Source organism: Paraglaciecola polaris LMG 21857, from assembly GCF_000315055.1.
Classification (GTDB): domain Bacteria; phylum Pseudomonadota; class Gammaproteobacteria; order Enterobacterales; family Alteromonadaceae; genus Paraglaciecola; species Paraglaciecola polaris.
The window spans coordinates 56,912-83,767 of the sequence record NZ_BAER01000124.1; the positions used below are offsets into that span (position 1 = coordinate 56,912).

Below are 26,856 nucleotides of genomic sequence, written 5' to 3' on the forward strand. Positions count from 1 at the left end.
GATAAATAATCTGTAAATTTACGGTTTTTTAGGGCGTAAAATCATGCACGTGGCTGAAGCATACGCGTAAACTTTACCACTTTTATCAATAAGCTTGCCCTCAGACACACCAAGTGATTTTGACATACTGATTATCTTACCTTCAGCGATCAAGGCAGTCTTTTTGGGTATCGCTTTAAGCATCTTCACATTCAAATCGATAGTGCCGTAACCTACACCCGCATCAAGCATAGTATGCACCGCACAGCCTGTGACAGAGTCCATAACTGTCGCTGCAAAACCGCCGTGTACTCCACCAAGAGGGTTAGTATGTCTATCATCCGCAGAGGCTTCAAAGACCACAAATCCCCTATCCACCGAAACGAATTTCATTGGAATGGTATCGGCCATATTCGGATGCGGCAGCTCACCGCGCACCACTGCCTGCATCAATTCGAGGCCGTTCATATTCTCAACCTGCATGTTAACTCCCGTAATATTCAGCAAAAAACGCCTATCAAATCAGCGTTTACAACACAGTAAGCATTTGCAATACAAGGAGTAATTTATGAAACGAAAGCACTTTTTACCAATAGATGTGGGTGATAGCAGGTTATTTTAAACTGATTAAACAGGTTATTAATAAGGCCGGTCCATGTATGGCGTGCCTAGCGCCCAACGAATAAGAATAATAGCTAATCACTGAGCCCTAGGACAATGCACATCATTTCTTTAGAGCGGCCCTAGCAAGCTAGTTTTAAATTCAAATACTTGCTTCAGCTTCAGTGCTGTTGTGCTTAACGCTAAAGGTTTGCCGCGATGCATCATAAAACAGGGAGCACTTTGATCTGAACGCTAAATAAGCGAAGCTACTCATCCAGCGTATCGCTTGGTATTATCTAAAACCCGTACACCTGACTATTAGAAAATAAGGTCTTCTGGTCAATTTTATCCCTTACGCAAGCTTGAATGTCACTGTGCTTAAAGACATATACCCTATCCTGATTACCTTTTTTATTAATTGATGAAACACTAAAGTCAGTCAATACAAAATTGACATATTCGTTGTTATCTAATGCTCTTAACCCAGAGCCATAACGACACAACACTTGGCCTAAGTTCTCTTCGAAGTTTGCTAAAAAGTGTTTATGCGCTTGCTCCATGGCTTCTTTATGTTGCTGCACTTGCTCTTGGCGCTCGGCTTCCGTTTTCGCTTTATAACGCTGAACTTCTGTTCGCTTAGCGTCGAGTATCTTGAGTTCAGCGTTTAGTTCACTTAGTTGCTCATCTAGTGCGGTGCGACGCTTTTTATCACTGGTATTTTTCTCAAACTCGAGATCCCGACGGCGACGTTCATATTCTCGCTGTTCCCAGGATAATTCCCGTAGTTTTTCGCTCAGAGCACGCAATTTGCTGCTCGATTCTTGGGATAAATATTCGGCTCGCTCCATCGCTTCTTCTACCCTATTTTCAATTTCATCTTCATCCATATCAATATCTAAGTCGGGCATATCAAATACCATGGGCTCATGGGGCGCTGGGGGGACAGATGGATGACCGTTATTGAATATAAAAAATTGACGGCTACCGTAACGACTTACGTCGATATTGAAAATCACCCCTTGGTCTTGCAAATAGGTATAACCAATAGTGTTAACGCGCATATTACCTTCGCTCGTATCTTGCTTGAGTGCGGTTTGCAAAATATTGCTCATGATCTCCAGCTCTCCAGCCAATTCAATGGTATTGGTTTTTGCCGCCACTGGGGATATTTGCATGGCGGCGGCGAGCGCACCAATAATGTATAAACGATTAAGCATTTTCATAGGGTTACCTCTACTGTTGAACACTTTCGACCGCGACGCCATCGGCATCACGATAAATATCTTGTTGTAACTGATTGAGCTGACGAGCATAAAAAAGCTGGTCGTCACTGCGCTGTTGATTAACAAATTTAATCAGTTCAGCAAAGTCTTCACGGCGCTCTTGACGGCTCGATGTCAGCAAGTAATTAGTCAACTGACTAGCGCTATCAAGCTGCTGCTGTTGCAGGGTTTGCGCATATAAACTGAGCGCAGCTTGCTGAGTCTGTCTAAATTCTTCGAGCCTACTATCAAGCATTTTGACCACGACTTGCTCTGATTGCTGCGCACCAAAGCGAATACGTAATTCACCGTCCGTGATATTCACCTGCGTGCCCGTCAACACGAGTACTATGGCTAAGACGGATGTCACAAATGAGGCACCTGGTAACCATGACCAAACGGAACTCGTTACCCCATAGTCAAAGATTTTCTCTTTGTTCCAATTAGGTACATCTGTCGATTGATATTCCTGTGCCTGCATTTTAAACATACTGGCCGCTTCAACTTGCTGAGCAAATTGACTGTCTTCAACACAGCGTTGCTCAAAACTGTCCCGCTGACTGGCAGTCAGTTTCTCTTCTAGCCATAAAGCCAATAGTTCGGCGTTGTCATAGTTCGACATAATCCACCTCCATTAAGGTTTTTAATTTTACTAACGCGCCATATAATCGAGATTTGGCCGTGTTCACCGACATACCGGTTTGTTGGGCAATTTCTTCAAAGGTAAAGTGACCAAAAAACTTGAGCTCAACCACCGACTTTTGCGCCAGTGGTAATTGCTGCATAGCACTGATCAACTGTGCATTGCGTTGTGTATGCTCTATGTGTTGTTCGGCAGGTGCGGCATCACTGGGTATTTCCGGTGCATCATCCAGCCCTTGGGTGGGCCGCTTGCGCCGATAAAACTCAATACAGCGATAATGGGCAATACGAAACAGCCAGCCTTTAAAGCTACCCTCTCCTCGATATGACGACAAATTACGAAATACCGAAATAAACACTTCCTGTAGCAAATCTAGCGCGTCTTCGTTGTTACCCGTCATCCTAAGGCCATAGTGATAAATGGGCTTTTCATAACGTTTGAGTAAGCTCATCCAGGATTTTTTATGACCCTTCTGAGCTTTCTTTATCAGCTGTTCGTCGCTTTTTTCAAACACGCATTTGATTCCCTTTTATGTCGACCATTAATAAAGTCGCGAGCGGGGTGTAAAAAGTTTGAATGAAAGTGAATTATTTTTGCAAAGTAGGAATGGGGGTTAACGGGGCAAGCAATTCTGCTAGATGCCTGAACAGGCGCACACGGGTGGTTGCGTTACGCCACACTAAACCAATTTCACGATAAGCGCTGGCTTCAGCCGGCAACGACACCAATTTAGTGGTGGTTAAGATATGATTTTTAATGGCTAATTCGGGCATAAACGTGAACCCTAGCTTGCTATTAGCCAACTGCACGAGAGTATACAAGCTGCTAGCCGCTAACGAGCTAACTTGTTCTTTGTGGCGCAAATTACAAGCACTTACCGCGTGACCTGTCATGCAGTGCTCTTGTTGCAATAAAAACACGCTTTTAGCCGGCAAAGCAGAAACATCCATGGGCATAGGCAAGGTGTCAACCAGATCAGAATGGGCAATCAAATGAAATGGATCGTGCCCCAACACAAGCTGCTTGCAGCCAGGGGTTTCCATGGGTAATGCCAACACCAACAAGTCCAGAATACCTTCATTTAATTGACTCAGCAGGTTGCTGGTAGTGTCTTCTTGTAGCTGCAAGGTAATATCCGGCAGATTCTCTTGAACCGCACCAATCAAACCTTCAAAAAAGAAAGGAGCGATTGTCGGTATAACACCAATTTTTAAATTACCGGCTTGCCAATCTCCTGCGGTCTGGGCGAAATCAACCAATTCATTGGCTTCATTAAGCAACCGGCGGCTACGCTCCACAAGTTCAAGGCCGAATGGAGTAAAAACAAAGGTTTTATGCTCCCGCTCAAGTAGCTGGCAGCCAAACTGTTCTTCCAAATTTTGAATGGCGGTACTGAGCGTCGACTGGCTTACGTGGCAATGATTTGCTGCTCGGTGAAAATGTTGCTCTTGATGCAAAGTAACTAAGTAGTGAAGGTGCTTAAGATTGGGCCATTTCATGAAAAACTCATTAATAAAAACGATTAATAAAAACGATTAATACAATAAGTTTAAATCATATACTCAGAGGTTGCTTGCAGAATTTTTCGATGTTTTATGCTGATTTTTAGCAGATAAAAGTAACACAGTGCACTTCCGAATGAGTTTACTGTGTCACAACGTATTGAAAAAAGCGGGTTAAAAACTAAGTTGAGTACGGGCACCTAGTACGTTTACCGAAAAGTCCTTCGGTGCACCTTCAACAATATCCAGCGCATTACTATATGCAAGGTGTCCGTAATCGAGCAAAAAGCGCACATTATTCACTGGGGTCCAAATCAGCGACGCCATATAAGCATCTTGTTCTCCGCCGACAATGCCGGCATCCACTAAATCAAGGCGATCGAAACGTAGGTTGATTTGCCAAGCGCCTGTCCCGCCATTGCCAACGGGGTTGCTCACTTTCACCCCCTTAAATACCCCTCCCTTGTACTCACGTTGGTCTTGGGTTAAAAAATAACCCGCTTCAATAGAGCCTCCAAAAAAGGTGGGATCGGCTAGCTCCACACGATTAATTTTGGCCCAGTGGGTTTCAGCAGCCATATGGAAACGGCCGGCAATCACTGCGGCTTCTAAGCCGTAACTCAATTCGTCTTCAGCACCTAATATTTGATCTGTGTTGATGAAACGCGTGTCGACACTGTGTACCAAAGGACGTTGGCGGTAGCGAATGCTGTCAATCTCATCCCCCAAATCACGTATATGAACAGAGCTGCCAAGGTGTATTAGCGCATCGTCGACTAGGGTGGCGTAAGTCACTCGCCCATCAACACTGAACGAATTATTGCCGTCGTTCAAATCGTCAATATTATCGCTAAAGATCCCTCCTTCAAGCATGAAATCACCAAGGTTATAAGTGGCAGAAAGGCCGACTCGACGTTCAAACCCAAAGGCATCTGTAAACGCAGAACGCTCTACGAAACTGGTATCGTTGCTGCTAGAGAGCTCTTCTAGGCCCTGAAAGGTATTTTGTTGGCCGATGATGATTTTTAATGGCCCGTCTTGGTAACTCATATATGCGTCGGTTAATACAACACCGTCAAGATAATCAGCGATGAGCTTGTAGCCAAAACCGCCAGGCATAGTACCTTGTATGCCAAAACGAAGACGCCGAGCTTCGCTAGAAAAACCCTCTCCAGGTATATCAATGGTCGATGGTACCGATGACAAATTAGCGAAATCATAGAGCACACGCCCTTTGGGTTTAACACTCCACCCGCTCTCGCCTTTTATTTCAGGCGCCCCTTTCCATTTAATTGACACGGGACTTTCATCATCTGGGGAGTCTTTGATAATGGCAACCCGCTCGGTTTGATCTTTTTGCTTAAGCTCTACGGCAGTTAATTGACTGCGCAGGTCACGTAACTCTTGCTCTAATTGATTTAATCGCTCAACCAGCGCCGTTACTTCTGCACTAGCGTTATCCGCTGCGACAGCATGGACGGGTAAAACAGCGACCAAGGTAAAATATGCAATTAAGTGGCTTTTAAGCTTCATAAGAAAGTTATCTCCTATTGTGCCGCCGTACCATTTCGCGTGGCGGAATTATGCCTCATTTCAACACGACAGCAACGCGTTTAGGGCTGACATAACTCATCTGGTGTGACGGCGTATTCGATTATAGCAATACTCAGCGAAAGCGGTTCCAGCACCACTGTTGCTTTTCTTTACCTTATGTAATTTGCAAAAACGCATCCCATCATAATTGCTATCTTTTGAGCCCAGCTCGGAATATCGCTCAGCGATGATCTGTCTTATCTCTGTATATGTAAGCCCGAGTGAATAAAAATGATTGCTCATTCATTTCTCTGGCCGCAAACATTATTTTCTTATCGCAGCGCACTCAAATATCAGCGCGCAATATATGACATATTTATTGCAGATATATTACATAATGACATTTTTATTGCAGATATATTACACACGACCCTGTTATAAAGCCGTCAAGGAAAATGAGCGGAAAGTAAAGTTGAGGTAATCTGAAGTACAGCACAATAATGATAGTAGCTGTATCAACCGCCCGATTAAGCGGTCGACTATCGAGGTGGGTTTAAGACTTGTTTAGTCTCATTTCAATCTCATGGACACTGGTGTGACGCACATCGAGGCCTTTAACCAAATAAATAATATGTTCCGCTATATTGCGTGCATGATCGCCAATACGCTCAATGGAACGCAACGCCCATATTATATTCATCACTCGACCAATAGAACGTGGATCTTCCATCATGTAAGTGACAATTTCACGCATTGCCGATTGATACTCCCTGTCAACTTGCGTATCAGCCCGGGCCACATCTAACGCTTTGTCGGCATCAAATCTGGCAAAAGCATCGAGTACTGAATTTACCATTTTTTGTACCAAAGCGCCCATATGACGTATCGATTCATAACCGCCTGGCGCAGCTCCATCATCACTCAAAGCGATGGCCATTTGCGCTATTTTTTGTGCTTCGTCGCCCATTCGCTCAAGATCTCGGGTCATCTTGGTGACCGACAGTACCATGCGCAGATCCGATGCTGCCGGCTGACGACACGCAAGGATCATGGTGCAGTTTTCATCCAGTAGCACTTCACGGCGGTCTACATCGTCTTCAACACTCAAAACGTGCTCTGCCAACGTGCGGTCAACCGATTCGATTGCCTTAACAGAATCGATGATCTGCTGCTCAACAACGCCGCCCATTTCTAACACCTGACTCTTCAATGCTTCTAGGTCAGAGTCAAAGCGCTGAGAAATATGTCGCTCCATATTGTTCCCCTTAGGTTAGCCGAATCGTCCGGTAATATAGGCTTCAGTGAGCGCATGCTCTGGATTAGTAAATACACGGCGCGTGTCGTTAACTTCAATTAAACGCCCCATATGGAAATAAGCTGTGCGGTTAGAAACCCTAGCCGCTTGCTGCATAGAGTGAGTAACGATAGCGATGGTAAAATTCTGGCTAAGATCTGCCATTAACTCTTCAATTCTGGCGGTAGCGATAGGGTCAAGCGCAGAGCACGGCTCATCCATCAAGATCACTTCTGGGTTGACGGCAATCGTGCGAGCAATGCACAAACGTTGTTGCTGACCGCCGGATAACCCTGTACCCGAAGAGAACAAGCGATCTTTCACTTCATCCCATAAACTCGCTCTGCGTAAGCTATCTTCAACGATTTCATCTAACTGCGCCCGGCGTGATACCAAGCCATGTACTCTGGGGCCGTAGGCCACATTCTCATATATAGATTTAGGAAACGGGTTGGGTTTCTGAAACACGATCCCTACCCGAGCACGAAGAGGCACTACATCCTGTTTACGATCATAGATATTATGTTCATCTAGGGTCACTTCGCCCTCGACTTTACAGTTGTCTATGGTGTCATTCATACGATTTAAACAACGTAAGAACGTCGACTTCCCGCACCCTGACGGGCCAATCATCGCCATCACTTCATTGCGGTTAATGTCTAAACTGACGTCATGAATCGCCTGCTTATCATCGTAATATACGTTTAAATTACGCACTGACATTTTTGCTTTATCTGAAAACGAATTGCCCACGGTTTTATTACCCAAGCCGTGTTGGGCGAAATCTAGCGGACGTCCAGTTTCTTGCATGGGGTCGAATAACCGGTTGTATCCTGAATTTGAACTCACTAGGTATTCCTATTATTGATGGCTTCGGCCAAGACGATGGCGCAGCCATACAGCCAAACCATTCATGGTAATTAAGAATGCTAACAACACCATAATGGCTGCAGATGTACGTTCGACAAACGCACGCTCAGGACTATCAGCCCATAGAAAGATTTGTACTGGCAATGCACTCGATGGATCCATTAAGTTGTCCGGCACGTCCACAATAAAAGCCACCATGCCAATCATAAGTAACGGTGCTGTTTCGCCAAGGGCCTGAGCAAAGCCGATAATCGCACCGGTTAACATACCGGGCATAGCCAGCGGTACAACGTGATGCAACACCACTTGCATTTTTGAGGCACCCAAGCCGTAAGCTGCATCACGAATTGACGGTGGAACCGCTTTAATTGCCGCACGACTTGAAATAATAATAGTGGGCAATGTCATTAAGGTTAACACTAAGCCACCCACCAGAGGAATTGAGCGAGGCATATCAAAAAAACCGATAAATATTGCCAATCCTAATAGACCGAAAATAATTGATGGCACTGCGGCCAGATTATTGATATTCACCTCAATAAAGTCTGTAAGTCCATTTTTAGGTGCGTACTCTTCTAAATATATCGCAGCGGCAATACCAATCGGAAACGACAGTCCTATCGTCACCAATAACATAAACAAGGAGCCCATCAGTGCACTGCGGATCCCTGCTTGCTCGGGTTCACGTGAATCTCCCGAGGTAAAAAAAGTCGTGTTGAAGGCTTGGCGCACCTGCTCATGAGCAATCCAGTTATCCACCCAGCCTTGCTGTTGTTGGCTCAAGCGGCCACTAATGCCTTCCCCGCTGTGCCCCAGACTCTTAACATAATTATCTACGTCATCGTCGGCAACCAGCCACACGCCAACCGTTTGATTGAGCAAGCTCGGGGTGTCGCTTAATGTTTCTTCCACTGTGTAGACTGCGCCAGTGCTAATTAGATTCAACAGCTGGCGCTTATCTGCAGCAGTGGACCCTATCGCCCCATTAATACGCATTTGATCCTCGATTAGCCCTTGCTCGATGACGCTGTCGTAGTTCGCCTTGGCAAGCTGAGCTGTTGAACTAGGGTCAGTAATCTGTAATCGCTGAGCGTTGAGGGGAACTTGCACATAAACTTGAGTTTGAAAAAATGCCCCATGACCTTTTGCAATGATATCGCTAAACAAAATCAACAGGCAGGCAAAGCCGAATAAAATAGCAGCCACACCGTAGGCACGAAAACGCCATTCAGCACGCTTACGCTTGCCTAAATTGCGCGTTACCAGCGCCATAGTATCGACGTGTTTGCGCGCAGAAACAGTATTAGGGGTCATTTTTGCCATCTGCTTACTCATACTCTTCACGGTATTGACGCACCACATACAAAGCGATGTAGTTAAGTACTAATGTAACGCTAAATAACATTAGCCCCAGCGCAAAAGCTGACAAGGTTTTAGGGCTGTCAAACTCTTGATCCCCGACCAGCAAGGTAACTATCTGTACCGTAATTGTGGTAACTGATTCTAATGGATTGGCGGTCAAATGGGCTGCTAATCCCGCGGCCATTACCACTATCATAGTCTCACCTATAGCCCGTGATGCGGCGAGTAACACGCCGCTAACAATCCCAGGTAAGGCCGCTGGGATCACCACCAGTTTAATGGTTTCTGATTGCGTCGCCCCTAGGCCCAACGAACCGTCTCGTAACGATTGAGGTACGGCTTTAAGTACATCATCTGATAAGGATGAAACAAACGGAATAATCATCACGCCCATAACTAATCCTGCCGCCAGTGCACTTTCAGAAGAGACATCTAAACCGAGCATACCACCGCTGTCGCGAATAAAAGGAGCCACGGTTAACGCCGCAAAAAAACCATACACCACGGAAGGAATACCGGCCAAAATCTCCAGCATTGGCTTAACCGCAGCACGTAGTCTTGGTGAGGCATATTCTGACAAATAAATAGCTGACATTAGCCCTGCAGGCACTGCCACTAGCATGGCAATAAAGGAAATCAATAAGGTGCCTAAAAACAAAGGAACAGCACCGAATGCACCCGATGCGCCCACTTGATCGATACGCAGGGCCGTTTGTGGGCTCCAGTGCGTGCCGAAAATGAAATCAAACACATTCACCGACTGGAAAAACCTCAGTGACTCAAACAGCACAGACAACACAATCCCCACAGTCGTCACAATTGCGATGCTGGCACATAACAACAGCGCCCATTTAAACACTCTCTCGACTTGCTGACGTGCCGGCACTTTAGGTTTTATCCATAACCAGCTTAATGAAAATGCTAAGCCTAAGCTGAATAACACCACGACGGATAAACTTAACTGACTAAGGTGCTGCCAGCGTAGATAGTCACGCCCTGCTTGCACTAAATAATCAGGGGGATTACTGCTGATCAGTGCATTGGGGTACAAGGCCAAATTAATGACAGTGTTGACCATCAACTCGATTTCGCTATCGGGCAGTGCTTGAGCCGATTCGGGTAGTAAGTTCACTATGGCCGCATGTACCACAACATCATCGAACACGCTCCAGCCTAATACAATCAACAAGCATGGCAGCGCGCACCACAGTGCACTTAACACGCCGTAGTAATAGGGCAAGGAATGCAACGCATTTTTCTTACCTGCGCGATACGCAATATTTGCGGCGCGATTACGTCCTAAAATATAAGCGCCCGCCGCACACAGTAGTGTGATGATAATGAGAGTCGGGGTTTCCATAGTCTTCAATTAATTACGTCTATTCATGCTTAATCATTAGTGCGTCACAGGCCGCAGTGCTTTAACGCGTTCAGCAATGGCTTGTCGCTCTGATTTCGTTAGCGGTATCATACCTTTGCGAGATAAATAACCGTTTTCCCCTGCAGCTCGATCACTGATAAATTCACTGATAAAAGCTTCAATGCCTGGGATCATGCCGATATGCGCTTTTTTCACATAAACATACAGTGGTCGCGATATTGGGTAATCACCACTGGCTATAGACGCAAAACTCGGTTTGAAGCCGTCTATTTCAGCGCTCTGGATCCGGTCTCTATTTTGATCCAGAAAGCTAAACCCCAGCAATCCTAGTGCATCTGGGTTGGCATTTAACTTTTGCACCACTAAATTATCGTTCTCACCAGCGTCAATATAGCCACCGTCTTCTCGTAACATGCGGCATAAACCACGTTGCTTGTGTGTTAACGCCCCTGCGCGCTTAACATCACCACCTTGTTGAGCTTGCTTAGCTTGTGCTTGTAAATCGGCTATCCATGCAAAAGTGTGGCAACCATAATCAAGTACCAGTTCAGAGAAGGCGTCCCGAGTGCCAGATGTAGGGGGCGGGCCCAACACTTCTATTCTTACCTCTGGCAAACTCGGATTAATGTCTCGCCAATTTAGATAAGGGTTGGCAATAGTATTGGCACTGCCATCCGGGTTCGGTACATTCTTCGCCAAGGCTAGAAATAATTCTCGCCGCGTTAAACTGATGCGTTGACCGACTTTGCTCTGGGCTAAAACAATCCCGTCGAAGCCAATAAGAATTTCAACCACATCGTTCACGCCGTTACGACGACACAATTCTATTTCAGATGCTTTGATTTGGCGCGAAGAATTGGCCACATCCGGATACTTCATGCCCACTCCTTGGCAAAATAGTTTTAATCCCCCCCCTGAACCGGTTGATTCAATTTTGGGAGTACGAAATGGTGTTGATTTACCGAAGCGTTCTGCCACCACAGTAGAAAACGCGTAAACCGTTGAAGAACCCACTACGTCAATATAGTCACGCATCGCCATAGCCTGAGTGCTCATTAAAGCTCCCAGACATACAAAAATTGACACTATTATATTCGGTTTCATTCAACTACTTAATTAATCTACGCACAACAAGCATACATAATATGACAGTTTTATAACGGTTATATGACAGTCTTAGGTAAACAAACAAATTTGTTGTGCCGTATATTTCAGGCAAAAAAAAACAGAACCCGTACTGAGCATGAATGCTTTTTAAGTACCTGGGTTCTGTTTCGATTGGTGACACATCACCTTAAGAGCATACTAGGGAGCAAAAACGCCTTTCAATACGAAGAAGAAAAGTATTGACAACCCCGCCCCTGCGGGCAGAGTCACGACCCAAGAGACCACGATATTGCGCACTACACCTAAATTGATCGCCGCAATTCCACGCGCCATACCAACACCTAATACCGCACCAACTAAGGTTTGTGTGGTAGAGATAGGTAAGCCAGTACCCGAGGCTAATACCACAGTACATGCCGCAGCTAATTCGGCAGCGAAACCACGACTCGGGGTTAAATGGGTAATGCCATTACCAATTGTCTTGATAACGCGATGACCAAACAAAGCTAAACCGGCAACAATACCCAAGCCGCCCAAAGGTAATATCCACCAAACTAAGCCAGCTTGCTTAGTGATTTCACCATTGTTATGAATAATACTCACCACAGCAGCCAAAGGCCCAATCGCATTTGCAACATCGTTCGAACCGTGAGCAAACGCCATACAACACGCTGTCACTATCATTAGAATAGCGAATACTTTTTCGACATTTGCATAATGTGTACGTCGGTCTGCTTTGTCGTCGTATTTAATGCGGTTAATTGCAAACTTACCGATCACCCCGACTAAAATTGCGATAGCAAAAGCAATATAAAAACCGTTCGCGGTGCCTATCTCAAACCCAACGTGTTTTAGACCCTTTTTGATAGTGACAAGAGACATTACAAAGCCCGCTGCGCCCATGTAAAACGGCACATAACGCTGGGCATTATTAAATGGCTTTTCGGTATCAAAAATAAGTTTTTGCGCGCTTTGGAAAATCAAATAAGCAATAAAACCGGATATAGCAGGGGTAATAATCCAGCTACCAACAATACCGCCCACCTTGCTCCAAGCAACAGCATCGGCACTAACGCCAACCGCGGCGAACCCCACTAATGCACCAACAATAGAGTGAGTAGTCGACACTGGCCATCCTAAATAGGATGCAAACGCCAACCAGATACCCGCAGCAAGTAACGCAGATATCATTCCGTATACCAGCAGCTCAGGGCTGTCAATAAAGTAGGATGAGTCCAAAATCCCTTTACGAATGGTGGATGTCACTTCACCACCGGCTAAGTAAGCGCCAGCAAACTCAAACACCATAGCAATTAAGATAGCTTGCTTAATCGTCAGGGCTTTTGACCCAACCGAGGTACCCATTGCATTCGCAACGTCGTTAGCCCCGATCCCCCAGGCCATGAGGAAACCTACTAAAGCGGCTACCACGATAAGCGTGGAGCCGTATGTCTGTAAAATATCCATGAATACTGTCTCTTAGTTGGCTAACATGAGTTCGAGTCGAGAACCGACACGTTCTGAAATATCAGCCAATTCCCCCACCCACTCAATGATGCTATATAAAAACATCACGTCGATAGGGTTAAGCTGTGACTCTAAAACCAGTAATTCTCTGCGCAAGGCAACTTGCATTACGTCTGTGTCGTCTTCGATTTTATCTAAGTCGACGATCATATCTTCAACTAAACGTACTTCACGACCACGAAAACCGGTTTCCAGTAGATCATCCAGTTCGTTGATCACACGCTTGGCTTGTTTAGTTGCATCCAAGCTACGTTCTAAGTAGACCATAAAGCTTTCGCGAATTTCCACTGGGAACATCAACTGGCGTCCCAATATACGACCCGAAATATCTTTAGCTTTATTCGCAATTTTATCTTGTTGGGTTAACAGCTCAAGAACATCTTGGCGTTGAATAGGCATAAAAATGCCCCGTGGTAAACTGATGCGAAGATCGCGTTTAAGGGTATCAGCCTCTTTTTCTAAGTTAGAAATCTCTCTTTGAAAAAGCGCTGCTTTCTCCCAATCCCCAGAGAAAACAGAATTAAAAAACGGTAGCAGCCCTTGGCTACATTTATTCACCACTTTGATATGGTCTTCAAGTGGCTTCAAAGGAGATTTCGCAAAAACTCCAAGAAATGTGTTTGTTGGCATACGTTAAGTATCTCTATGGTTTAAATACAGCAATTCGAGTTTAATCGTCGCGCATGATACCTGAAGAAAAATGACAGTAACATGACAGTGACGTGCTTTTCGTCTCAGTTTTACAACAAAAAGTAATAATAGAGCACAATTCCCAGTACGCTAAACTGTCACATTCTCCTTTTCAAACACTGGTAAAATAGAATAATCAATTAATACTATCAATTGATTATTAAGGAAAAATTACAAACAATTGGCACTGTTGTAAGCTATGCTAAACCCCATTACTAATACTTAACTTTAACGCGAGGTTCATTATTATGAAACCAATGATTTTTACCTTAGTCGGCAAAGATAAACGTGGCTTGGTCGACTCACTTGCTCAATCAGTGTTCAAATTGGGTGGGAATTGGCTAGGCAGTAATTTGTCATATATGGCGGGCCACTTTGCAGGTTTTGTGGAAATTCAATTGCCGGAAGACAAACAGGCCGCTTTAATAGAGCAGTTTTCTAACCATCCAAGTTTATCGATCAATTTAGTCGAGGGGAGCAGCGAAAACGTCGCCCAAACTCATACTGTGCAAATAGATGTTATGGGTAACGATAAACCGGGCATAGTGCAAGAACTCACTACTATCTTAAATCGTTTCAGTTTGAATATTGTTAAGTTTGATTCCACTTGCGACAGTGCACCGAATTGGGGTGGTATGTTGTTTAAAGCCAAAACCTTGGTCGCCATTGAAGATGGATTCGACTTAGACGAGCTGCGTCTGGCGCTGGAATCGATCGCGAACGACTTAGTGGTAGACATCACGACAAAGGCCTAAATGCACATAAATGAGTAGCTAAACGGCGGTATTGCTGTCATAAATTCGTCATACAGAATTGACACTATACCGCTCAAATTTTGCTTATTCTGACATTAAGACATTATGATTGCTCAACCCAATATCTATTTTTCTAGAGAAATTAGCTGGCTGGCATTTAACCAACGGGTACTGCAAGAAGCGGCTGATCGCAAAAACCCAATCGTAGAACGTATTCGTTTTTTGGGTATTTATTCCAGCAATATGGATGAGTTCTATCGTGTGCGTGTAGCGGATGTAAAACGTAAAATTTACATTCATTTAGATGAAGGCGATAACGAAAAAGCTGAACAGACTAAATTGCTGATGGAGCAAATTCAGGAAAAGGTCTTGGGCATGACTGAGGACTTTGAACGGGTTCGGGTTGACGTGTTTGCCCGTTTAGCGCGCTATAATATTTTTTTAATTGAAGATGGTAAACTCTCTGACTATCAGGCCTCTTGGCTTAAAAACTATTTTAAGAATAAAATTTTACGTCACATAGCCCCTATTTTGCTGCATAGTAAAGTCAACTTAGTATCCCGCTTAAATGACTCTGCAACCTATCTTTATGTAGCCATAAACAACAGTGGTAAAAGCACCCAATACGCCACCATTGAGGTACCCACTAACGCCCTTTCACGCTTTGTGGTGATCCCCCCAGAAAACAGCCGAAAAAAGAAATATATCATGTTACTGGATGACATCATTCGCCTTAACCTTGAAAGTATATTTAAAGGTTTTGTCGACTTTGAATCAGGCGAAGCCTATTCATTCAAGATGACCCGGGATTCAGAATATTCCATCAATGATGAAATTGAAGAAAGCTATGTTGAGAAAATGTCAGAAAGCATGAAGCAGCGCTTAATTGCCGAACCCGTGCGTGTGGTATACGACGAGCAAATGCCCAATGACATGGTACGCAACCTCAAAAAGCGCCTAAAAATATCGTCCTACGATAGCCTGATTGCAGGTGGTACCTACCGTAACTTTAAAGATTTTATTGGGTTTCCCAACGTTGGCCGAGACTACCTTGAAAACTCCAAGTTACCGGCCATTACCTCAAGTGAATTTGCCGCACACCACACAGTATTCGATGCCATTAGTGAAAAAGATATTCTACTTTATTATCCTTACCATCGTTTTTTACACGTCACCGAGTTTGTTCGTCAAGCTGCATTCGATCCCAATGTAAAACAGATTAAATTAAACATTTATCGGGTGGCGAAAAACTCACGCATCATAGACTCCCTCATAGATGCGGTAGACAACGGCAAAAAAGTCACAGTAGTGGTCGAGTTAAGAGCACGTTTTGATGAAGAAGCGAACATTGGCTGGTCAAAAACCATGACCGATGCAGGCATTAAAGTGGTATTTGGCATGCACGCCCTAAAGATCCACAGCAAACTGTGTCTGGTCAGTCGTGAGGAAAAAGGCGAACTTGTTCACTACGCACATTTTGGAACCGGTAATTTTAACGAAAAAACGGCAAGGATCTACACGGACTTTAGCTTGTTTACGCGCAATCAGGAGCTCGCGCTTGAAGCAGAAAATGTGTTTAATTTCATTCAACAACCTTACCGTCGGCATAAATTTCACCATCTACAGATTTCTCCGATTAACGCCAGAACAAAAATACAGTTGCTGATCCGTCAGGAAATTCAAAACATCAAAGAAGGGTTGAGCGCTGGTATTACCCTGAAAATCAATAATCTCGATGATCGTTTATTGATAGATGACTTATATAAAGCCAGTCAGGCCGGTGTTAAAGTGCGCTTAATCATTCGTGGCATGTGTTCGCTGGTACCAGGTGTAAAAGGGTTAAGCGAGAATATATCAGTTATCAGTATTGTTGATCGCTTTTTAGAACATCCTCGTGTCATGGTGTTTGAAAATGCTGGCGATAAGCGTGTGTTTATCTCTTCTGCAGACTGGATGACCCGAAACATGGACTTTCGTATCGAGGTGGGCTGCCCGATTTATGAGCCCACCTTGATTAAACAGATTTTGGATATACTCGACATTCAATTTCAAGATACCCTGAAAGCTCGTATCATAGATCAACATCAGTCGAATAAATATGTGCGCCGTGGGAACCGCAAAAAACTGCGCTCACAAATTGAAACTTATGAATATATAAAACACCGGGAAAAGCAAAAAGATGCCCAATGATAATGCGCCATTTGATGGTGTTGAAGTAAGAGACACCAGCAAAATTGCCGCATTAGATATTGGCTCCAACAGCTTTCATTTAGTGGTTGCCCGGGTTGTGGCAGGTTCAGTACAGATCCTACACAGGGTAAAGCAAAAAGTACGTTTGGCCGAGGGCCTAAACAACGATTATTATCTCGATGATGAAGCTCAGCAACGCGGCTTAGATGCCCTAAACGTCGTGGCAGAGAGTTTGCAGGACTTCCCCCCCCAGAAAATGTCCGCATTGTTGCAACGTACACCTTACGTAAAGCGCAAAATGCCCCAGCGTTTATTCGCGCCGCTCGCAACATACTGCCCTATCCTATTGAAGTTATAGGCGGCGCGGAAGAAGCGCGCTTAATATATTTGGGGGTGGCGCATACTAACCACGATGATGGACAACGCCTAGTCGTCGATATTGGCGGAGGCTCAACGGAATTTATTATCGGTCAGGGATTCGAGCCCAAAATGTTGCGCAGTTTACAAATGGGCTGCGTCAGCTATACCAAGAAATACTTTAAACACGATGAACTAAAAATTAAGTATTTTGAGCGTGCTATCACCGCTGCCCAGCAAGAGCTGGAAATGATCGATAAAGCGTATTTGCGCGCTGGCTGGAAAAGCTGCATAGGCACATCCGGCACCATACGCAACATTATTCAAATTGCGCAAAATGACAGTGTTAAAGATACCGAAGGTCGGGTTTCTTTGTCGCAACTGACGCACTTAGTAAAAGTATGTTGTGATGCAGGTTCTCTGGACAAACTGCAAATTAGCCAAATGAGCGAAGATCGTAAGCCAGTATTTGCCGCTGGCTTAGCAATTTTGATTGCCATATTCAAAAGCTTGGATATCGATAGTATGGTGTTTTCGCCTGCTGCACTGCGCGAAGGGGTACTCTATGAGATGGAAGAGCAACTCACCCATCCAGATATACGTCAACGCTCAGCTGAAAGTGTGGCAACGCGCTACGACGTGGATATTGAGCAGGCTCGACGGGTACACAGTGTCACCATGGATATCTACCAAAATTGCAAAGACGATTGGAAGATAGCCAATAAAGAACTCAAGAGCATGCTCGGTTGGTCTGCTTTATTGCATGAGGTGGGTTTACAAATCAACACCCATGGCACGCAGCGTCATTCGGCTTACATTTTGCACAACATCGACTTACCTGGATTTAATCAAGAACAACAGAATTTAATGGCCACCTTGGTACGTTATTATCGTAAAAAAATTCGCCTTAATGATATTCCTGAGTTTACCCAGCACTCTGGGGAACGCGTCCATAAATTGATTGCTATTTTGCGTCTTGGTGCCCTGCTCAATATTAAACGTCAGGACGACATTCTGCCTAGCATTGACGTCAAGGTAAAAACCAATAGCATTCGCCTTTCCTTTCCCGATGGCTGGTTAGAGAATAAGCCTATTTTTAGTGCCGATCTGGCCAATGAAGCCCAGTACCTGCAAGCCTTAGGCTTAGAGCTGCGTTTTGCATAACGCCCCATTAGCACAAATAAATAGGCATTATAGTAAAAATGATAGCGATATCTATTTGATTTAGTTTGCATAACTCCTTGTAACTATTAACGAAAGTATCTTATAGTTTTGCGACTCATTCGCTAATACAGCGGAATGAGTGGGACCAAAAAATTGGTTTTTATATAACGTAATAACAAGGAAGATATAATGAAAGACGTACTCTTTTTCGACTCTATGCTCACCCCCAAAATCATCACCTTTGTATACTGGCTAATGTTAGCCGCAGCGGTTATATCAGGCGTGTCCGCTATGTTTACGGCCTACGGTGGTGGTTTTTTTACTGGCGCAGGTATTTTGATTGCTGGGGTGATTGGTGCGCGTATATGGTGCGAATTGTTAATAGTGCTGTTCAAAATCCATGAAAACTTGAAAAAAATTGCCGACAAGCAAGATAGTCCTAACGAATTATAAGGACTCACTCTCAACTGCCTAAGGGCAGTTGTTACTTTCATATTAATCTCAGGATATCCCCAATGCACGACCTATCCGCGCAAATTGCCTTCATTTTAGAAATAGATAAACTCAAAGCGGTATATCGTAAAACGATGGTCAAGGCCGATAGCAACCGTCACGAGAATAGCGCTGAGCATAGCTGGCATATTGCCATACTGGCGCAAATAATGGCTGGTTACGCACAGCGTAAAATTGATATTTTACGGGTTACAAAAATGTTACTCATCCATGATATTGTCGAGATCGATACCGGTGATCTTTTTGCCTTTGCTGATGAGCAAGATCATCAAGCCCAAGAACAAAAAGAACTCGCGGCCGCTAAGCGCATTTTTGGACTATTACCGACAGAACTTGCCCTAGAAATGGGAAATTTATGGCATGAGTTTGAACAAGCACAAACCGCCGACGCTCAATTTGCCAAGGGCATGGACCGAGTGCTACCCGTATTGCAAAATATGAGTAATCAAGGTGGCAGTTGGAAGGCCAACAAGGTACAACAAAGTCAGGTGCTTAAACGTAATCATTACCTAAAAGATATCGCCCCTAAGCTGTGGCAATATGTGCAACAAGAAGTAGAAATCGCAGTTGAAAAAGGCTGGTTATTAGACCGCTAACCCGTGTCTTAAAACCTAGTTATTTTATTAGCGTCCCAAGTATAAATCGATTAAGCGGGCCAGTTCGTCTTGAAAGTGTTCTTCAAATTCGTCTAGCTCTTGCCCAAACACCCCCAAATATTGCATGGCTTTTACATGATCTAAACGCTTATTATTCGTTTTGTACTCGGTCTCAGCTAAACTTTTATCGTAGCGTGGCACGATACGCCAACGCACGAAGTCGCTATGCAGGGTCGCAACCTGCTGTTTGGCAAACTTACAAAAACCTTCAATGTGCTCCACACCGTCTGGACCTAAACAACCCGGTTCCACTCTGAATGTTACTGTGAGTTTTTTGTACAATGGCAAGGGTAAAGATACTTGCATATCAAACGCACCATTTCCTTATAAATCAGATGATAAGCTTAAATTTACTTAAGATAACACGCGGTATGTGCCCGCTAACAACCCATTATATCAAGGCAACATTAGGTAAATCTACTAGGCAAACGTCTCGTAACATTATCTGTTGACCAGAAACAAAAAACCAAGCACTCGGCTTGGTTTTTAAACACAAAAATTAACGGCTGATTAGCTAACAGACGCCTGATAGATAGACTCAATTGCGTCATCTAACGTCGTATTAAACTCGTCATCAGACTGCTGAGCGCTCACACCCTCGGTCAGCGCCCGAGAAAAACTAGCAATAATGCCTTTGTTTTCAGCTAGGCGGCGGTTGGCTTCTTGACGGTGGTAACCACCCGATAAAGCAACCACTTTCAATACCTTAGGATGTTCAACCAATTCTTGATAGAAATTAACTTCAGCAGGTAAGGTTAATTTCAACATCACCAACTGATCTGTCCCTAATGCATCAAGTTCGGCTAAAAGAGCTGTTTTGAGCAGCGCCTCAGCTTGCGCTTTTTCAGGGCTATTAATATCAACTTCAGGCTCGATGATAGGCATCAAACCAGCGGCTAATATTTGCTTACCCACTTCAAATTGCTGCGCAGCGATGGCGTTGATACCGGCTTTATTGGCCAGCTTAACCACTGAGCGCATTTTGGTACCAAAAACATCTTGAGCATTCGCTTTTCCAAGCAGTTTATCTAGGTCTGTAATGGGTTTCATTAACTGAACCCCATCAGCCTCATCTAGCAGTCCTTTGTCTACTTTTAAGAAAGGAACAACGTTCTTCTCTTGCCAGAGGAAATGCGCAGATGACTTGCCGCCAATTTCACGGTCGAGTGTATTTTCAAACAAAATCGCGCCTAAGACGCGTTTACCATTAAAAGCAGGACTGGTCACAATTCGCGTACGCATCAAATGCACCTGAGTAAACATCTCGTCGTCATTCGTATACTGCGTCTCATCTACACCGTATAAGCCAAGAGCTTTGGGTGTGCTGCCTCCACTTTGGTCGAGCGCTGCGATAAATCCATTGTCGCTTTTTATTTTTGTTAGCATATCCAATTGTGCTTGTGATGCCATGTGCAACACTCCTTACTTGTGTTGTAAGCCGATGGGCATAACGGCTTGTAGGTTACAAAGGTTATTGAAAGCTTAGGCTTTTCTTATTATTAATTCTGTAAAAGGCGAATTATGCGCCCCGTGCCTCTAACATAGCGACAGCAGGTAGCTCTTTACCTTCTAGAAATTCTAAAAACGCTCCACCACCTGTGGAGATATAAGATATCTTATCCGCGATAGCATATTTGTCTACTGCTGCTAGCGTATCACCACCACCAGCAATAGAGAATGCATCACTGTGTGCGATAGCCATAGCAATCGCTTTAGTGCCCTCACCGAACTGATCAAATTCAAACACACCAACTGGACCATTCCATACTATTGTGCCGGCTTGTTTTATCAGTTCAGCCAGTTCAGCAGCCGTTTTTGGCCCGATATCGAAGATCATGTCGTCATCGGCCACATCAGCTACGGCTTTTAAGGTGGCTTGGGCTTGCTCTGAAAACGCTTTGCCAGTGACCACATCAACCGGTACTGGAATGTTTCCACCTGCCTCTTTGGCTGCGGCGAGTAAACGGTTCGCTTCTGGGATCAAATCCGCTTCATACAATGACTTACCTACATTATTACCCGTTGCGGCAATAAAGGTATTCGCAATACCGCCACCCACAATGAGTTGGTCAACTTTATTCGATAAGGCTTCTAGTACCGTTAGCTTGGTAGACACTTTAGAGCCGCCCACGATTGCCAGCATTGGACGTGCAGGGTTATGCAATGCTTTACCGAGTGCTTCTAATTCGCCAGCGAGCAAGGGACCCGCGCAAGCCACGGGGGCAAATTTACCCGCACCATGGGTTGATGCTTGGGCGCGGTGAGCCGTACCAAAAGCATCCATAACGTATACGTCACATAAGGCCGCATACTGTTTTGATAATATTTCGTCGTCCTTTTTTTCACCGACATTAAAGCGCACGTTTTCAAGGACCACTAACTCTCCTGTTTCCACGTCTACTCCATTTAGATAATCAGAGGCTAAGCGAACAGGACAATCCAATACATCATTTAAGTAATCAACTACTGGCTGCAAAGAAAATTCTTCTTCAAATTGCCCTTCGGTTGGTCGCCCAAGATGGGACATAACCATGACTTTTGCCCCTGCATTTAGCGCATGTTTTAAAGTGCCTAGGGACGCTTTAATACGCGCATCAGAGGTGACTTTACCACCTTTTACTGGCACGTTAAGATCCTGACGGATCAAAACGCGTTTTCCTGCTAAATCCAAATCAGTCATGTTGACTATTGACATATTTCCCCCATTTGACGTGTTAAAATGTGTGTTGCTCATTAAAAAAGGTCTTTATTCTATTCCTATTCTACATGCCTCAGCCGATGTATTTACATCCCAGCGTTCTAATGACTGGTACTGTTCAATGTCAGGCGATTCATAGTTTGCACGATATCGATCATGCGATTTGAGAACCCCCACTCATTGTCACACCATACCAGCAGCTTCACGAGCTGTTTGTGGCTGACCCGAGTTTGTGTACCGTCAACGATACAAGAATGAGCATCATGGTTAAAATCCACTGAGACTAAAGGTTCTTCTGTAAAATCTAAAATACCGTTCAAGCGGCCATTTTTGGCGGCTTTGAGCGCACGGTTAACGTCTTCGATACAAACCTGTGAATCCAAGGTCACACTTAAGTCCATTGCCGATACATTTATGGTCGGCACTCGCACGGCAATGGCTTCAAATTTGCCAGCAAACTTGGGTAACACCCGCTCTATGCCCCGTGCAAGTTTTGTATCAACCGGAATAATCGACTGACTCGCTGCCCGAGTTCGGCGTAAATCAGGATGATAGGCATCAATAACTTGTTGATCATGCATGGAAGAATGGATCGTGGTGATAGTTCCACTTGATACACTAAACGCTTCGTCAAGTACTTGAATTACTGGCACAATACAATTGGTAGTACAGGAACCTGCGGAGACGATCGTATCACTTGCCTTTAGGGTGTCATCGTTAATTCCGATGATAATGGTCGCGTCAACGTCTGGCCCACAGGGCTGAGAAAACAATACTTTTTTAGCACCTTGGGCTAAATGCTGCTCACCATGGCTACGTTCATTGTTCACTCCAGTGCATTCTAACACCACATCTATATCTAGCTCAGACCAAGGGAGGTCTTCAATATTAGGCAGCTGTAATAGAGTAATACGATCACCAGCAACCACTAGCTGTTGTTTGTCCAATAACACGGGGAAGCGAAAACGCCCGTGTGCGGTATCGTATTTTAATAAATGCGCTACGCCCTCAGGCTCAGCGAGTTCATTGATCGCCACAATTTGAATCTGTTTGTTTTGCCCTGTTTCGTATAACGCACGTAATACGTTGCGACCAACACGGCCAAACCCGTTTATTGCTATTCGTATCATCTTGCTCTTATTGAAAATTCATTCGTGATTATTTATTCACTAAAACAACTAAGGCGCTTAAAAGCGCCTTAGATTATAGTTTTATTGTTTCAACTGGAAGGCATTTCCTAACAATTCAATAAACCATGTGCCTTCTGGGCAACTGCATCCGCTGTAATACCGAAGTGTTTCAACAATACGCCGCCCGGTGCAGATTCGCCGAAGGTAGACATACCTACCACAGCGCCATCAAGACCAACGTATTTACTCCAGTAATCAACGTGCGCAGCTTCAACCGCAACACGAGCCTTAACGGCACGTGGTAATACTGCTTCACGATACGCTGCGTCTTGTTGATCGAAGACCGAGGTACTTGGCATTGACACAACACGAACCGCCACCCCTTTAGCACTGAGTTGTTCAGCTGCGTCCATAGCAACACCTACCTCAGAGCCGGTACCAATTAAGATAACTTGCGGTACACCATCACATTCTTTAAGAATGTAACCACCTTTAGCAACATTGGCTAATTGCTCTGCGTTACGAGCTTGAGCTGGCAAACCTTGACGGCTGAATACCAATGCACTTGGGCCATCCTTACGTTCTAGAGCTGACTTCCATGCGACAGCCGTTTCAGCGCCGTCACACGGACGCCAAGTCGTAAGGTTTGGTGTTAAACGTAAATTAGCAACTTGCTCAATCGGTTGATGAGTAGGACCATCTTCGCCTTGACCAATAGAGTCATGGGTATAAACGAAAATATTAGGTATGCCCATTAATGACGCCATACGTACAGCGTTACGTGCATATTCCATAAACATCAAGAAAGTAGCGCCGAACGGACGAAATCCACCGTGTAAACCAATACCGTTCATGATGCCGCTCATTCCGAACTCACGCACACCGTAGTACAGATAATTTCCATTTGCATCGTCTGCGCTTATACCCTTAGCGTTTGACCATAAGGTTAAGTTAGAACCAGCCAAATCAGCTGAGCCGCCTAGAATTTCAGGCATGATTGCAGCGAACGCTTCAATGGAATTCTGTGATGCCTTACGGCTCGCTACGTTTTCGGCTTTCTCTTGCGATTGCTCAACAAAGGCTTGGGCTTTCTCTGCAAAATCAGCCGGTAAATCACCATTCAAGCGACGGGTTAATTCAGCAGCAAGTTCAGGGTGAGCGTTAGCGTAAGCAGAAAACTGTGCATTCCATGTTTCTTCTAATTCTGCGCCTGATGATTTAGCGTCCCAACCAGCATAGATATCAGCAGGGATTTCAAACGGCCCATGAGGCCACTTTAGGAATTCACGGGTCGCGGTAATTTCATCCGCTCCTAAAGGAGAACCGTGTGAATCATGGCTACCTGACTTATTAGGCGAACCAAAGCCGATCACTGTTTTACAACAGATAAGCGTAGGCTGTTTGGTATTCGCTTTCGCTGCTGCCACTGCTTCTTTAATCGCTTGCGGATCATGGCCATCAACACCGGCGATAACGTGCCAGCCATACGCTTCGAAACGTGCAGGCGTATTATCAGTGAACCAACCTTCTACATGGCCATCGATAGAAATACCATTGTCATCCCAGAATGCCACTAGCTTACCTAGACCTAAGGTACCCGCTAATGAACTTGCTTCGTGGGAAATACCTTCCATCAAACAACCATCGCCTAAGAAGCAATAGGTGAAGTGATCGACGATATTGAATGTGTCTTGGTTAAACTGAGCGGCAAGCGTTTTTTCAGCAATGGCCATACCGACTGCATTACTGATACCTTGTCCAAGTGGACCGGTCGTGGTTTCAACGCCTGGTGCATAACCGTATTCTGGATGGCCTGGCGTTTTAGAATGCAACTGACGGAAGTTTTTCAATTCTTCGATGGGTAACTCGTAACCCGATAAATGCAAGAGAGAGTAAACTAACATCGAGCCATGGCCGTTTGACATAATAAAGCGGTCGCGGTTTGCCCATTGTGGATTAGCAGGGTTGTGCTGTAAAAAATCGTTCCACAATACTTCGGCAATATCAGCCATGCCCATAGGGGCGCCTGGGTGTCCTGAATTAGCCTGTTGTACTGCATCCATACTAAGCGCACGAATAGCGTTAGCGAGTTGTTGACGTGAAGGCATGTGGTCTCCTGATTATGAGTTACTGGTTTACGGCCGCGAATAAGATTCCACAGTTGCGACCGATTTAGCTCTACATTCTGGCTTAGGCCTCGCCTAACTGCAACGACAAAACCTAACGAAACTCCATTTGTGATTGACTTTTTTTATTGGAACGGTTGCTTTACGCCCAGCCGTTTGGACGTCTAGAAGTAAAGACTGGTATTTTTGATCTTAATCAGTAAAATGTCACTATATTGATTAGTATATTTTTTATTTAATAAGGATCCTACATGGCTAAGCATCTTTTTACCTCCGAGTCGGTATCCGAAGGGCACCCAGACAAAATCGCAGATCAAATATCTGATGCGGTACTTGATGCCATTCTCACCCAAGATCCCAGGGCTCGTGTGGCCTGCGAAACGTACGTAAAAACCGGCATGGTCATGGTAGGGGGTGAAGTTACCACAAATGCTTGGGTTGATATTGAAGAATTAACACGCAATACGATTCGCGAAATAGGCTATACCCATTCAGATATGGGCTTTGATGCCGATTCCTGCGCTGTGTTAAACGCCATAGGTAAACAATCCCCTGACATCAATCAAGGTGTTGACCGCACACGCCCTGAAGATCAAGGCGCTGGTGACCAAGGCTTAATGTTTGGCTACGCCAGTGACGAGACAGAAGTGTTGATGCCTGCTCCCGTCACTTATGCCCATCGTTTGGTTAAACGCCAAGCAGAGGTACGTAAAAGTGGCCAACTAGACTGGTTGCGTCCAGATGCAAAAAGCCAAGTTACATTCATTTATGAAGATAATGTACCTGTGGGCATCGATGCAGTGGTGTTATCCACTCAACATTGTGATTCTGTGACCACGGAACAATTACGCGAAGCAGTTATGGAAGAAATCATTAAACCCGTTCTTCCGGCTAAGTGGTTGACCGCGAATACTAAATATTTTATTAATCCCACTGGCCGTTTTGTGATCGGCGGTCCAATGGGAGATTGCGGATTAACTGGACGAAAAATTATCGTCGATACATACGGCGGCATGGCCCGTCACGGCGGCGGTGCGTTCTCTGGTAAAGATCCCTCTAAAGTTGACCGCAGTGCTGCCTATGCCGGACGCTATGTGGCAAAAAATATTGTCGCAGCGGGCCTTGCCAAACGCTGTGAAATTCAAGTGTCTTATGCAATTGGTGTGGCTGAGCCTACGTCTATCAATATCGAAACCTTTGGTACCGGTAAAATATCTGATGAAGCCTTAACGGCATTGGTTCGCGACCATTTTGAATTACGCCCTTATGGCTTGATCAAGATGCTTGATTTGGAACGTCCAATTTATCAGGCTACTGCAGCCTATGGCCACTTTGGTCGTGATGAGTTCCCATGGGAGAAAACAGATAAAGCGGAGGCGTTACGCGCCGCAGCTAATCTTTAACGCGCTGTGTTTGTTTTGAATTAGCAGCCTTAAACAAATAAAAACCGTATATTAATAAACGCATTGTGCCGACGCCCAATGCGTTTTTTTATGCCTAAGCCTAAGCGACTC

At 44.8% G+C, this 26,856-nt stretch carries 23 protein-coding genes and 1 pseudogene; 6 read left to right on the plus strand and 18 right to left on the minus strand.

Annotated features, from left to right (window positions below; all coding sequences use genetic code 11):
- Nucleotides 1-18: 18 nt before the first annotated feature.
- The 13 genes from GPLA_RS19860 to GPLA_RS19920 form a co-directional block, all read right to left on the minus strand.
- Entirely contained in the window at nucleotides 19-462 is a 444-nt protein-coding gene (locus GPLA_RS19860) for a PaaI family thioesterase (protein ID WP_007106796.1), read from the minus strand.
- 416 nt (nucleotides 463-878) lie between these two features.
- A complete protein-coding gene (locus tag GPLA_RS19865) occupies nucleotides 879-1,805 on the minus strand; it encodes a hypothetical protein (RefSeq protein WP_007106798.1) in 927 nt (308 codons plus the stop codon).
- A 10-nt stretch (nucleotides 1,806-1,815) separates the two neighbouring features.
- Nucleotides 1,816-2,466: a hypothetical protein gene (locus tag GPLA_RS19870; protein WP_007106799.1), complete on the minus strand. Its 651-nt coding sequence runs from the start codon at nucleotides 2,464-2,466 to the stop codon at nucleotides 1,816-1,818.
- Complete coding sequence (locus GPLA_RS19875; protein ID WP_007106800.1) at nucleotides 2,453-3,001, minus strand: RNA polymerase sigma factor; 549 nt, start codon at nucleotides 2,999-3,001, stop codon at nucleotides 2,453-2,455. Before GPLA_RS19875 ends, GPLA_RS19870 begins: the two co-directional genes overlap by 14 nt.
- Before the next feature lie 73 nt (nucleotides 3,002-3,074).
- Nucleotides 3,075-3,986, minus strand: coding sequence for a hydrogen peroxide-inducible genes activator (locus GPLA_RS19880; protein ID WP_007106801.1), 912 nt, complete (start codon nucleotides 3,984-3,986; stop codon nucleotides 3,075-3,077).
- A gap of 177 nt (nucleotides 3,987-4,163) precedes the next feature.
- Complete coding sequence (locus GPLA_RS19885; RefSeq protein WP_007106802.1) at nucleotides 4,164-5,522, minus strand: OprO/OprP family phosphate-selective porin; 1,359 nt, start codon at nucleotides 5,520-5,522, stop codon at nucleotides 4,164-4,166.
- A 553-nt stretch (nucleotides 5,523-6,075) separates the two neighbouring features.
- Nucleotides 6,076-6,777, minus strand: a complete 702-nt coding sequence (phoU, locus tag GPLA_RS19890) for a phosphate signaling complex protein PhoU (protein WP_007106804.1) — start codon at nucleotides 6,775-6,777, stop codon at nucleotides 6,076-6,078.
- 15 nt (nucleotides 6,778-6,792) lie between these two features.
- Nucleotides 6,793-7,665: a phosphate ABC transporter ATP-binding protein PstB gene (pstB, locus tag GPLA_RS19895; protein ID WP_007106805.1), complete on the minus strand. Its 873-nt coding sequence runs from the start codon at nucleotides 7,663-7,665 to the stop codon at nucleotides 6,793-6,795.
- Nucleotides 7,666-7,677: 12 nt separating this feature from the next.
- Entirely contained in the window at nucleotides 7,678-9,009 is a 1,332-nt protein-coding gene (pstA, locus tag GPLA_RS19900; protein ID WP_007106806.1) for a phosphate ABC transporter permease PstA, read from the minus strand.
- Nucleotides 9,010-9,013: 4 nt separating this feature from the next.
- Nucleotides 9,014-10,408, minus strand: coding sequence for a phosphate ABC transporter permease subunit PstC (gene pstC / locus GPLA_RS19905; protein ID WP_007106807.1), 1,395 nt, complete (start codon nucleotides 10,406-10,408; stop codon nucleotides 9,014-9,016).
- A 36-nt stretch (nucleotides 10,409-10,444) separates the two neighbouring features.
- On the minus strand, nucleotides 10,445-11,485 hold the full coding sequence (locus GPLA_RS19910) for a substrate-binding domain-containing protein (protein WP_007106808.1): 1,041 nt from the start codon (nucleotides 11,483-11,485) through the stop codon (nucleotides 10,445-10,447).
- A 249-nt stretch (nucleotides 11,486-11,734) separates the two neighbouring features.
- Nucleotides 11,735-13,003 (minus strand): inorganic phosphate transporter, encoded by a 1,269-nt coding sequence (locus GPLA_RS19915; protein ID WP_007106809.1) that lies wholly within the window; start codon nucleotides 13,001-13,003, stop codon nucleotides 11,735-11,737.
- Between the two features lie 12 nt (nucleotides 13,004-13,015).
- On the minus strand, nucleotides 13,016-13,693 hold the full coding sequence (locus GPLA_RS19920; protein WP_040515499.1) for a TIGR00153 family protein: 678 nt from the start codon (nucleotides 13,691-13,693) through the stop codon (nucleotides 13,016-13,018).
- Between the two features lie 308 nt (nucleotides 13,694-14,001).
- Here GPLA_RS19920 and GPLA_RS19925 point away from each other — a divergent pair, with 308 nt between their 5' ends.
- The 5 genes and pseudogenes from GPLA_RS19925 (at nucleotide 14,002) to GPLA_RS19945 (ending at nucleotide 19,328) form a co-directional block, all read left to right on the plus strand.
- Complete coding sequence (locus GPLA_RS19925; RefSeq protein ID WP_007106811.1) at nucleotides 14,002-14,508, plus strand: glycine cleavage system protein R; 507 nt, start codon at nucleotides 14,002-14,004, stop codon at nucleotides 14,506-14,508.
- Nucleotides 14,509-14,613: 105 nt separating this feature from the next.
- Entirely contained in the window at nucleotides 14,614-16,698 is a 2,085-nt protein-coding gene (gene ppk1 / locus GPLA_RS19930; RefSeq protein ID WP_007106812.1) for a polyphosphate kinase 1, read from the plus strand.
- Nucleotides 16,688-18,219, plus strand: a pseudogene (gene ppx / locus GPLA_RS19935) (exopolyphosphatase). Before ppk1 ends, ppx begins: the two are co-directional and overlap by 11 nt.
- 189 nt (nucleotides 18,220-18,408) lie before the next feature.
- A complete protein-coding gene (locus GPLA_RS19940; RefSeq protein ID WP_007106813.1) occupies nucleotides 18,409-18,672 on the plus strand; it encodes a DUF4282 domain-containing protein in 264 nt (87 codons plus the stop codon).
- A gap of 62 nt (nucleotides 18,673-18,734) precedes the next feature.
- On the plus strand, nucleotides 18,735-19,328 hold the full coding sequence (locus GPLA_RS19945; RefSeq protein ID WP_007106814.1) for an HD domain-containing protein: 594 nt from the start codon (nucleotides 18,735-18,737) through the stop codon (nucleotides 19,326-19,328).
- A 27-nt stretch (nucleotides 19,329-19,355) separates the two neighbouring features.
- On the opposite strand, the gene GPLA_RS19950 is transcribed toward GPLA_RS19945, so the two are convergent.
- The 5 genes from GPLA_RS19950 to tkt form a co-directional block, all read right to left on the minus strand.
- On the minus strand, nucleotides 19,356-19,694 hold the full coding sequence (locus GPLA_RS19950) for a hypothetical protein (protein ID WP_040515501.1): 339 nt from the start codon (nucleotides 19,692-19,694) through the stop codon (nucleotides 19,356-19,358).
- Nucleotides 19,695-19,898: 204 nt separating this feature from the next.
- Complete coding sequence (locus GPLA_RS19955) at nucleotides 19,899-20,798, minus strand: fructose bisphosphate aldolase (protein WP_007106816.1); 900 nt, start codon at nucleotides 20,796-20,798, stop codon at nucleotides 19,899-19,901.
- A gap of 109 nt (nucleotides 20,799-20,907) precedes the next feature.
- A complete protein-coding gene (locus tag GPLA_RS19960; protein WP_007106817.1) occupies nucleotides 20,908-22,083 on the minus strand; it encodes a phosphoglycerate kinase in 1,176 nt (391 codons plus the stop codon).
- Between the two features lie 104 nt (nucleotides 22,084-22,187).
- Nucleotides 22,188-23,216 carry an erythrose-4-phosphate dehydrogenase gene (epd, locus tag GPLA_RS19965; RefSeq protein WP_007106818.1) on the minus strand — a complete coding sequence of 343 codons (1,029 nt, stop codon included), beginning with the start codon at nucleotides 23,214-23,216 and terminating at the stop codon, nucleotides 22,188-22,190.
- Nucleotides 23,217-23,323: 107 nt separating this feature from the next.
- Nucleotides 23,324-25,324, minus strand: a complete 2,001-nt coding sequence (gene tkt, locus GPLA_RS19970; protein ID WP_007106819.1) for a transketolase — start codon at nucleotides 25,322-25,324, stop codon at nucleotides 23,324-23,326.
- A 269-nt stretch (nucleotides 25,325-25,593) separates the two neighbouring features.
- Here tkt and metK point away from each other — a divergent pair, with 269 nt between their 5' ends.
- The gene (metK, locus tag GPLA_RS19975; RefSeq protein WP_007106820.1) at nucleotides 25,594-26,745 is read left to right on the plus strand and encodes a methionine adenosyltransferase; all 1,152 of its coding nucleotides are present in this window, start codon (nucleotides 25,594-25,596) and stop codon (nucleotides 26,743-26,745) included.
- Nucleotides 26,746-26,856: the final 111 nt, after the last annotated feature.

What these genes read in the sequence shown, in the direction of transcription:
- GPLA_RS19860 (WP_007106796.1), bottom strand. Translation starts at nt 462, where the DNA reads ATGCAGGTTGAGAATATGAACGGCCTCGAATTGATGCAGGCAGTGGTG.
- GPLA_RS19865 (WP_007106798.1), bottom strand. Translation starts at nt 1,805, where the DNA reads ATGAAAATGCTTAATCGTTTATACATTATTGGTGCGCTCGCCGCCGCC.
- GPLA_RS19870 (WP_007106799.1), bottom strand. Translation starts at nt 2,466, where the DNA reads ATGTCGAACTATGACAACGCCGAACTATTGGCTTTATGGCTAGAAGAG.
- GPLA_RS19880 (WP_007106801.1), bottom strand. Translation starts at nt 3,986, where the DNA reads ATGAAATGGCCCAATCTTAAGCACCTTCACTACTTAGTTACTTTGCAT.
- GPLA_RS19885 (WP_007106802.1), bottom strand. Translation starts at nt 5,522, where the DNA reads ATGAAGCTTAAAAGCCACTTAATTGCATATTTTACCTTGGTCGCTGTT.
- phoU (WP_007106804.1), bottom strand. Translation starts at nt 6,777, where the DNA reads ATGGAGCGACATATTTCTCAGCGCTTTGACTCTGACCTAGAAGCATTG.
- pstA (WP_007106806.1), bottom strand. Translation starts at nt 9,009, where the DNA reads ATGGCAAAAATGACCCCTAATACTGTTTCTGCGCGCAAACACGTCGAT.
- pstC (WP_007106807.1), bottom strand. Translation starts at nt 10,408, where the DNA reads ATGGAAACCCCGACTCTCATTATCATCACACTACTGTGTGCGGCGGGC.
- GPLA_RS19910 (WP_007106808.1), bottom strand. Translation starts at nt 11,485, where the DNA reads ATGAGCACTCAGGCTATGGCGATGCGTGACTATATTGACGTAGTGGGT.
- GPLA_RS19915 (WP_007106809.1), bottom strand. Translation starts at nt 13,003, where the DNA reads ATGGATATTTTACAGACATACGGCTCCACGCTTATCGTGGTAGCCGCT.
- GPLA_RS19920 (WP_040515499.1), bottom strand. Translation starts at nt 13,693, where the DNA reads ATGCCAACAAACACATTTCTTGGAGTTTTTGCGAAATCTCCTTTGAAG.
- GPLA_RS19925 (WP_007106811.1), top strand. Translation starts at nt 14,002, where the DNA reads ATGAAACCAATGATTTTTACCTTAGTCGGCAAAGATAAACGTGGCTTG.
- ppk1 (WP_007106812.1), top strand. Translation starts at nt 14,614, where the DNA reads ATGATTGCTCAACCCAATATCTATTTTTCTAGAGAAATTAGCTGGCTG.
- GPLA_RS19940 (WP_007106813.1), top strand. Translation starts at nt 18,409, where the DNA reads ATGAAAGACGTACTCTTTTTCGACTCTATGCTCACCCCCAAAATCATC.
- GPLA_RS19945 (WP_007106814.1), top strand. Translation starts at nt 18,735, where the DNA reads ATGCACGACCTATCCGCGCAAATTGCCTTCATTTTAGAAATAGATAAA.
- GPLA_RS19950 (WP_040515501.1), bottom strand. Translation starts at nt 19,694, where the DNA reads ATGCAAGTATCTTTACCCTTGCCATTGTACAAAAAACTCACAGTAACA.
- GPLA_RS19955 (WP_007106816.1), bottom strand. Translation starts at nt 20,798, where the DNA reads ATGGCATCACAAGCACAATTGGATATGCTAACAAAAATAAAAAGCGAC.
- GPLA_RS19960 (WP_007106817.1), bottom strand. Translation starts at nt 22,083, where the DNA reads ATGTCAATAGTCAACATGACTGATTTGGATTTAGCAGGAAAACGCGTT.
- epd (WP_007106818.1), bottom strand. Translation starts at nt 23,216, where the DNA reads ATGATACGAATAGCAATAAACGGGTTTGGCCGTGTTGGTCGCAACGTA.
- tkt (WP_007106819.1), bottom strand. Translation starts at nt 25,324, where the DNA reads ATGCCTTCACGTCAACAACTCGCTAACGCTATTCGTGCGCTTAGTATG.
- metK (WP_007106820.1), top strand. Translation starts at nt 25,594, where the DNA reads ATGGCTAAGCATCTTTTTACCTCCGAGTCGGTATCCGAAGGGCACCCA.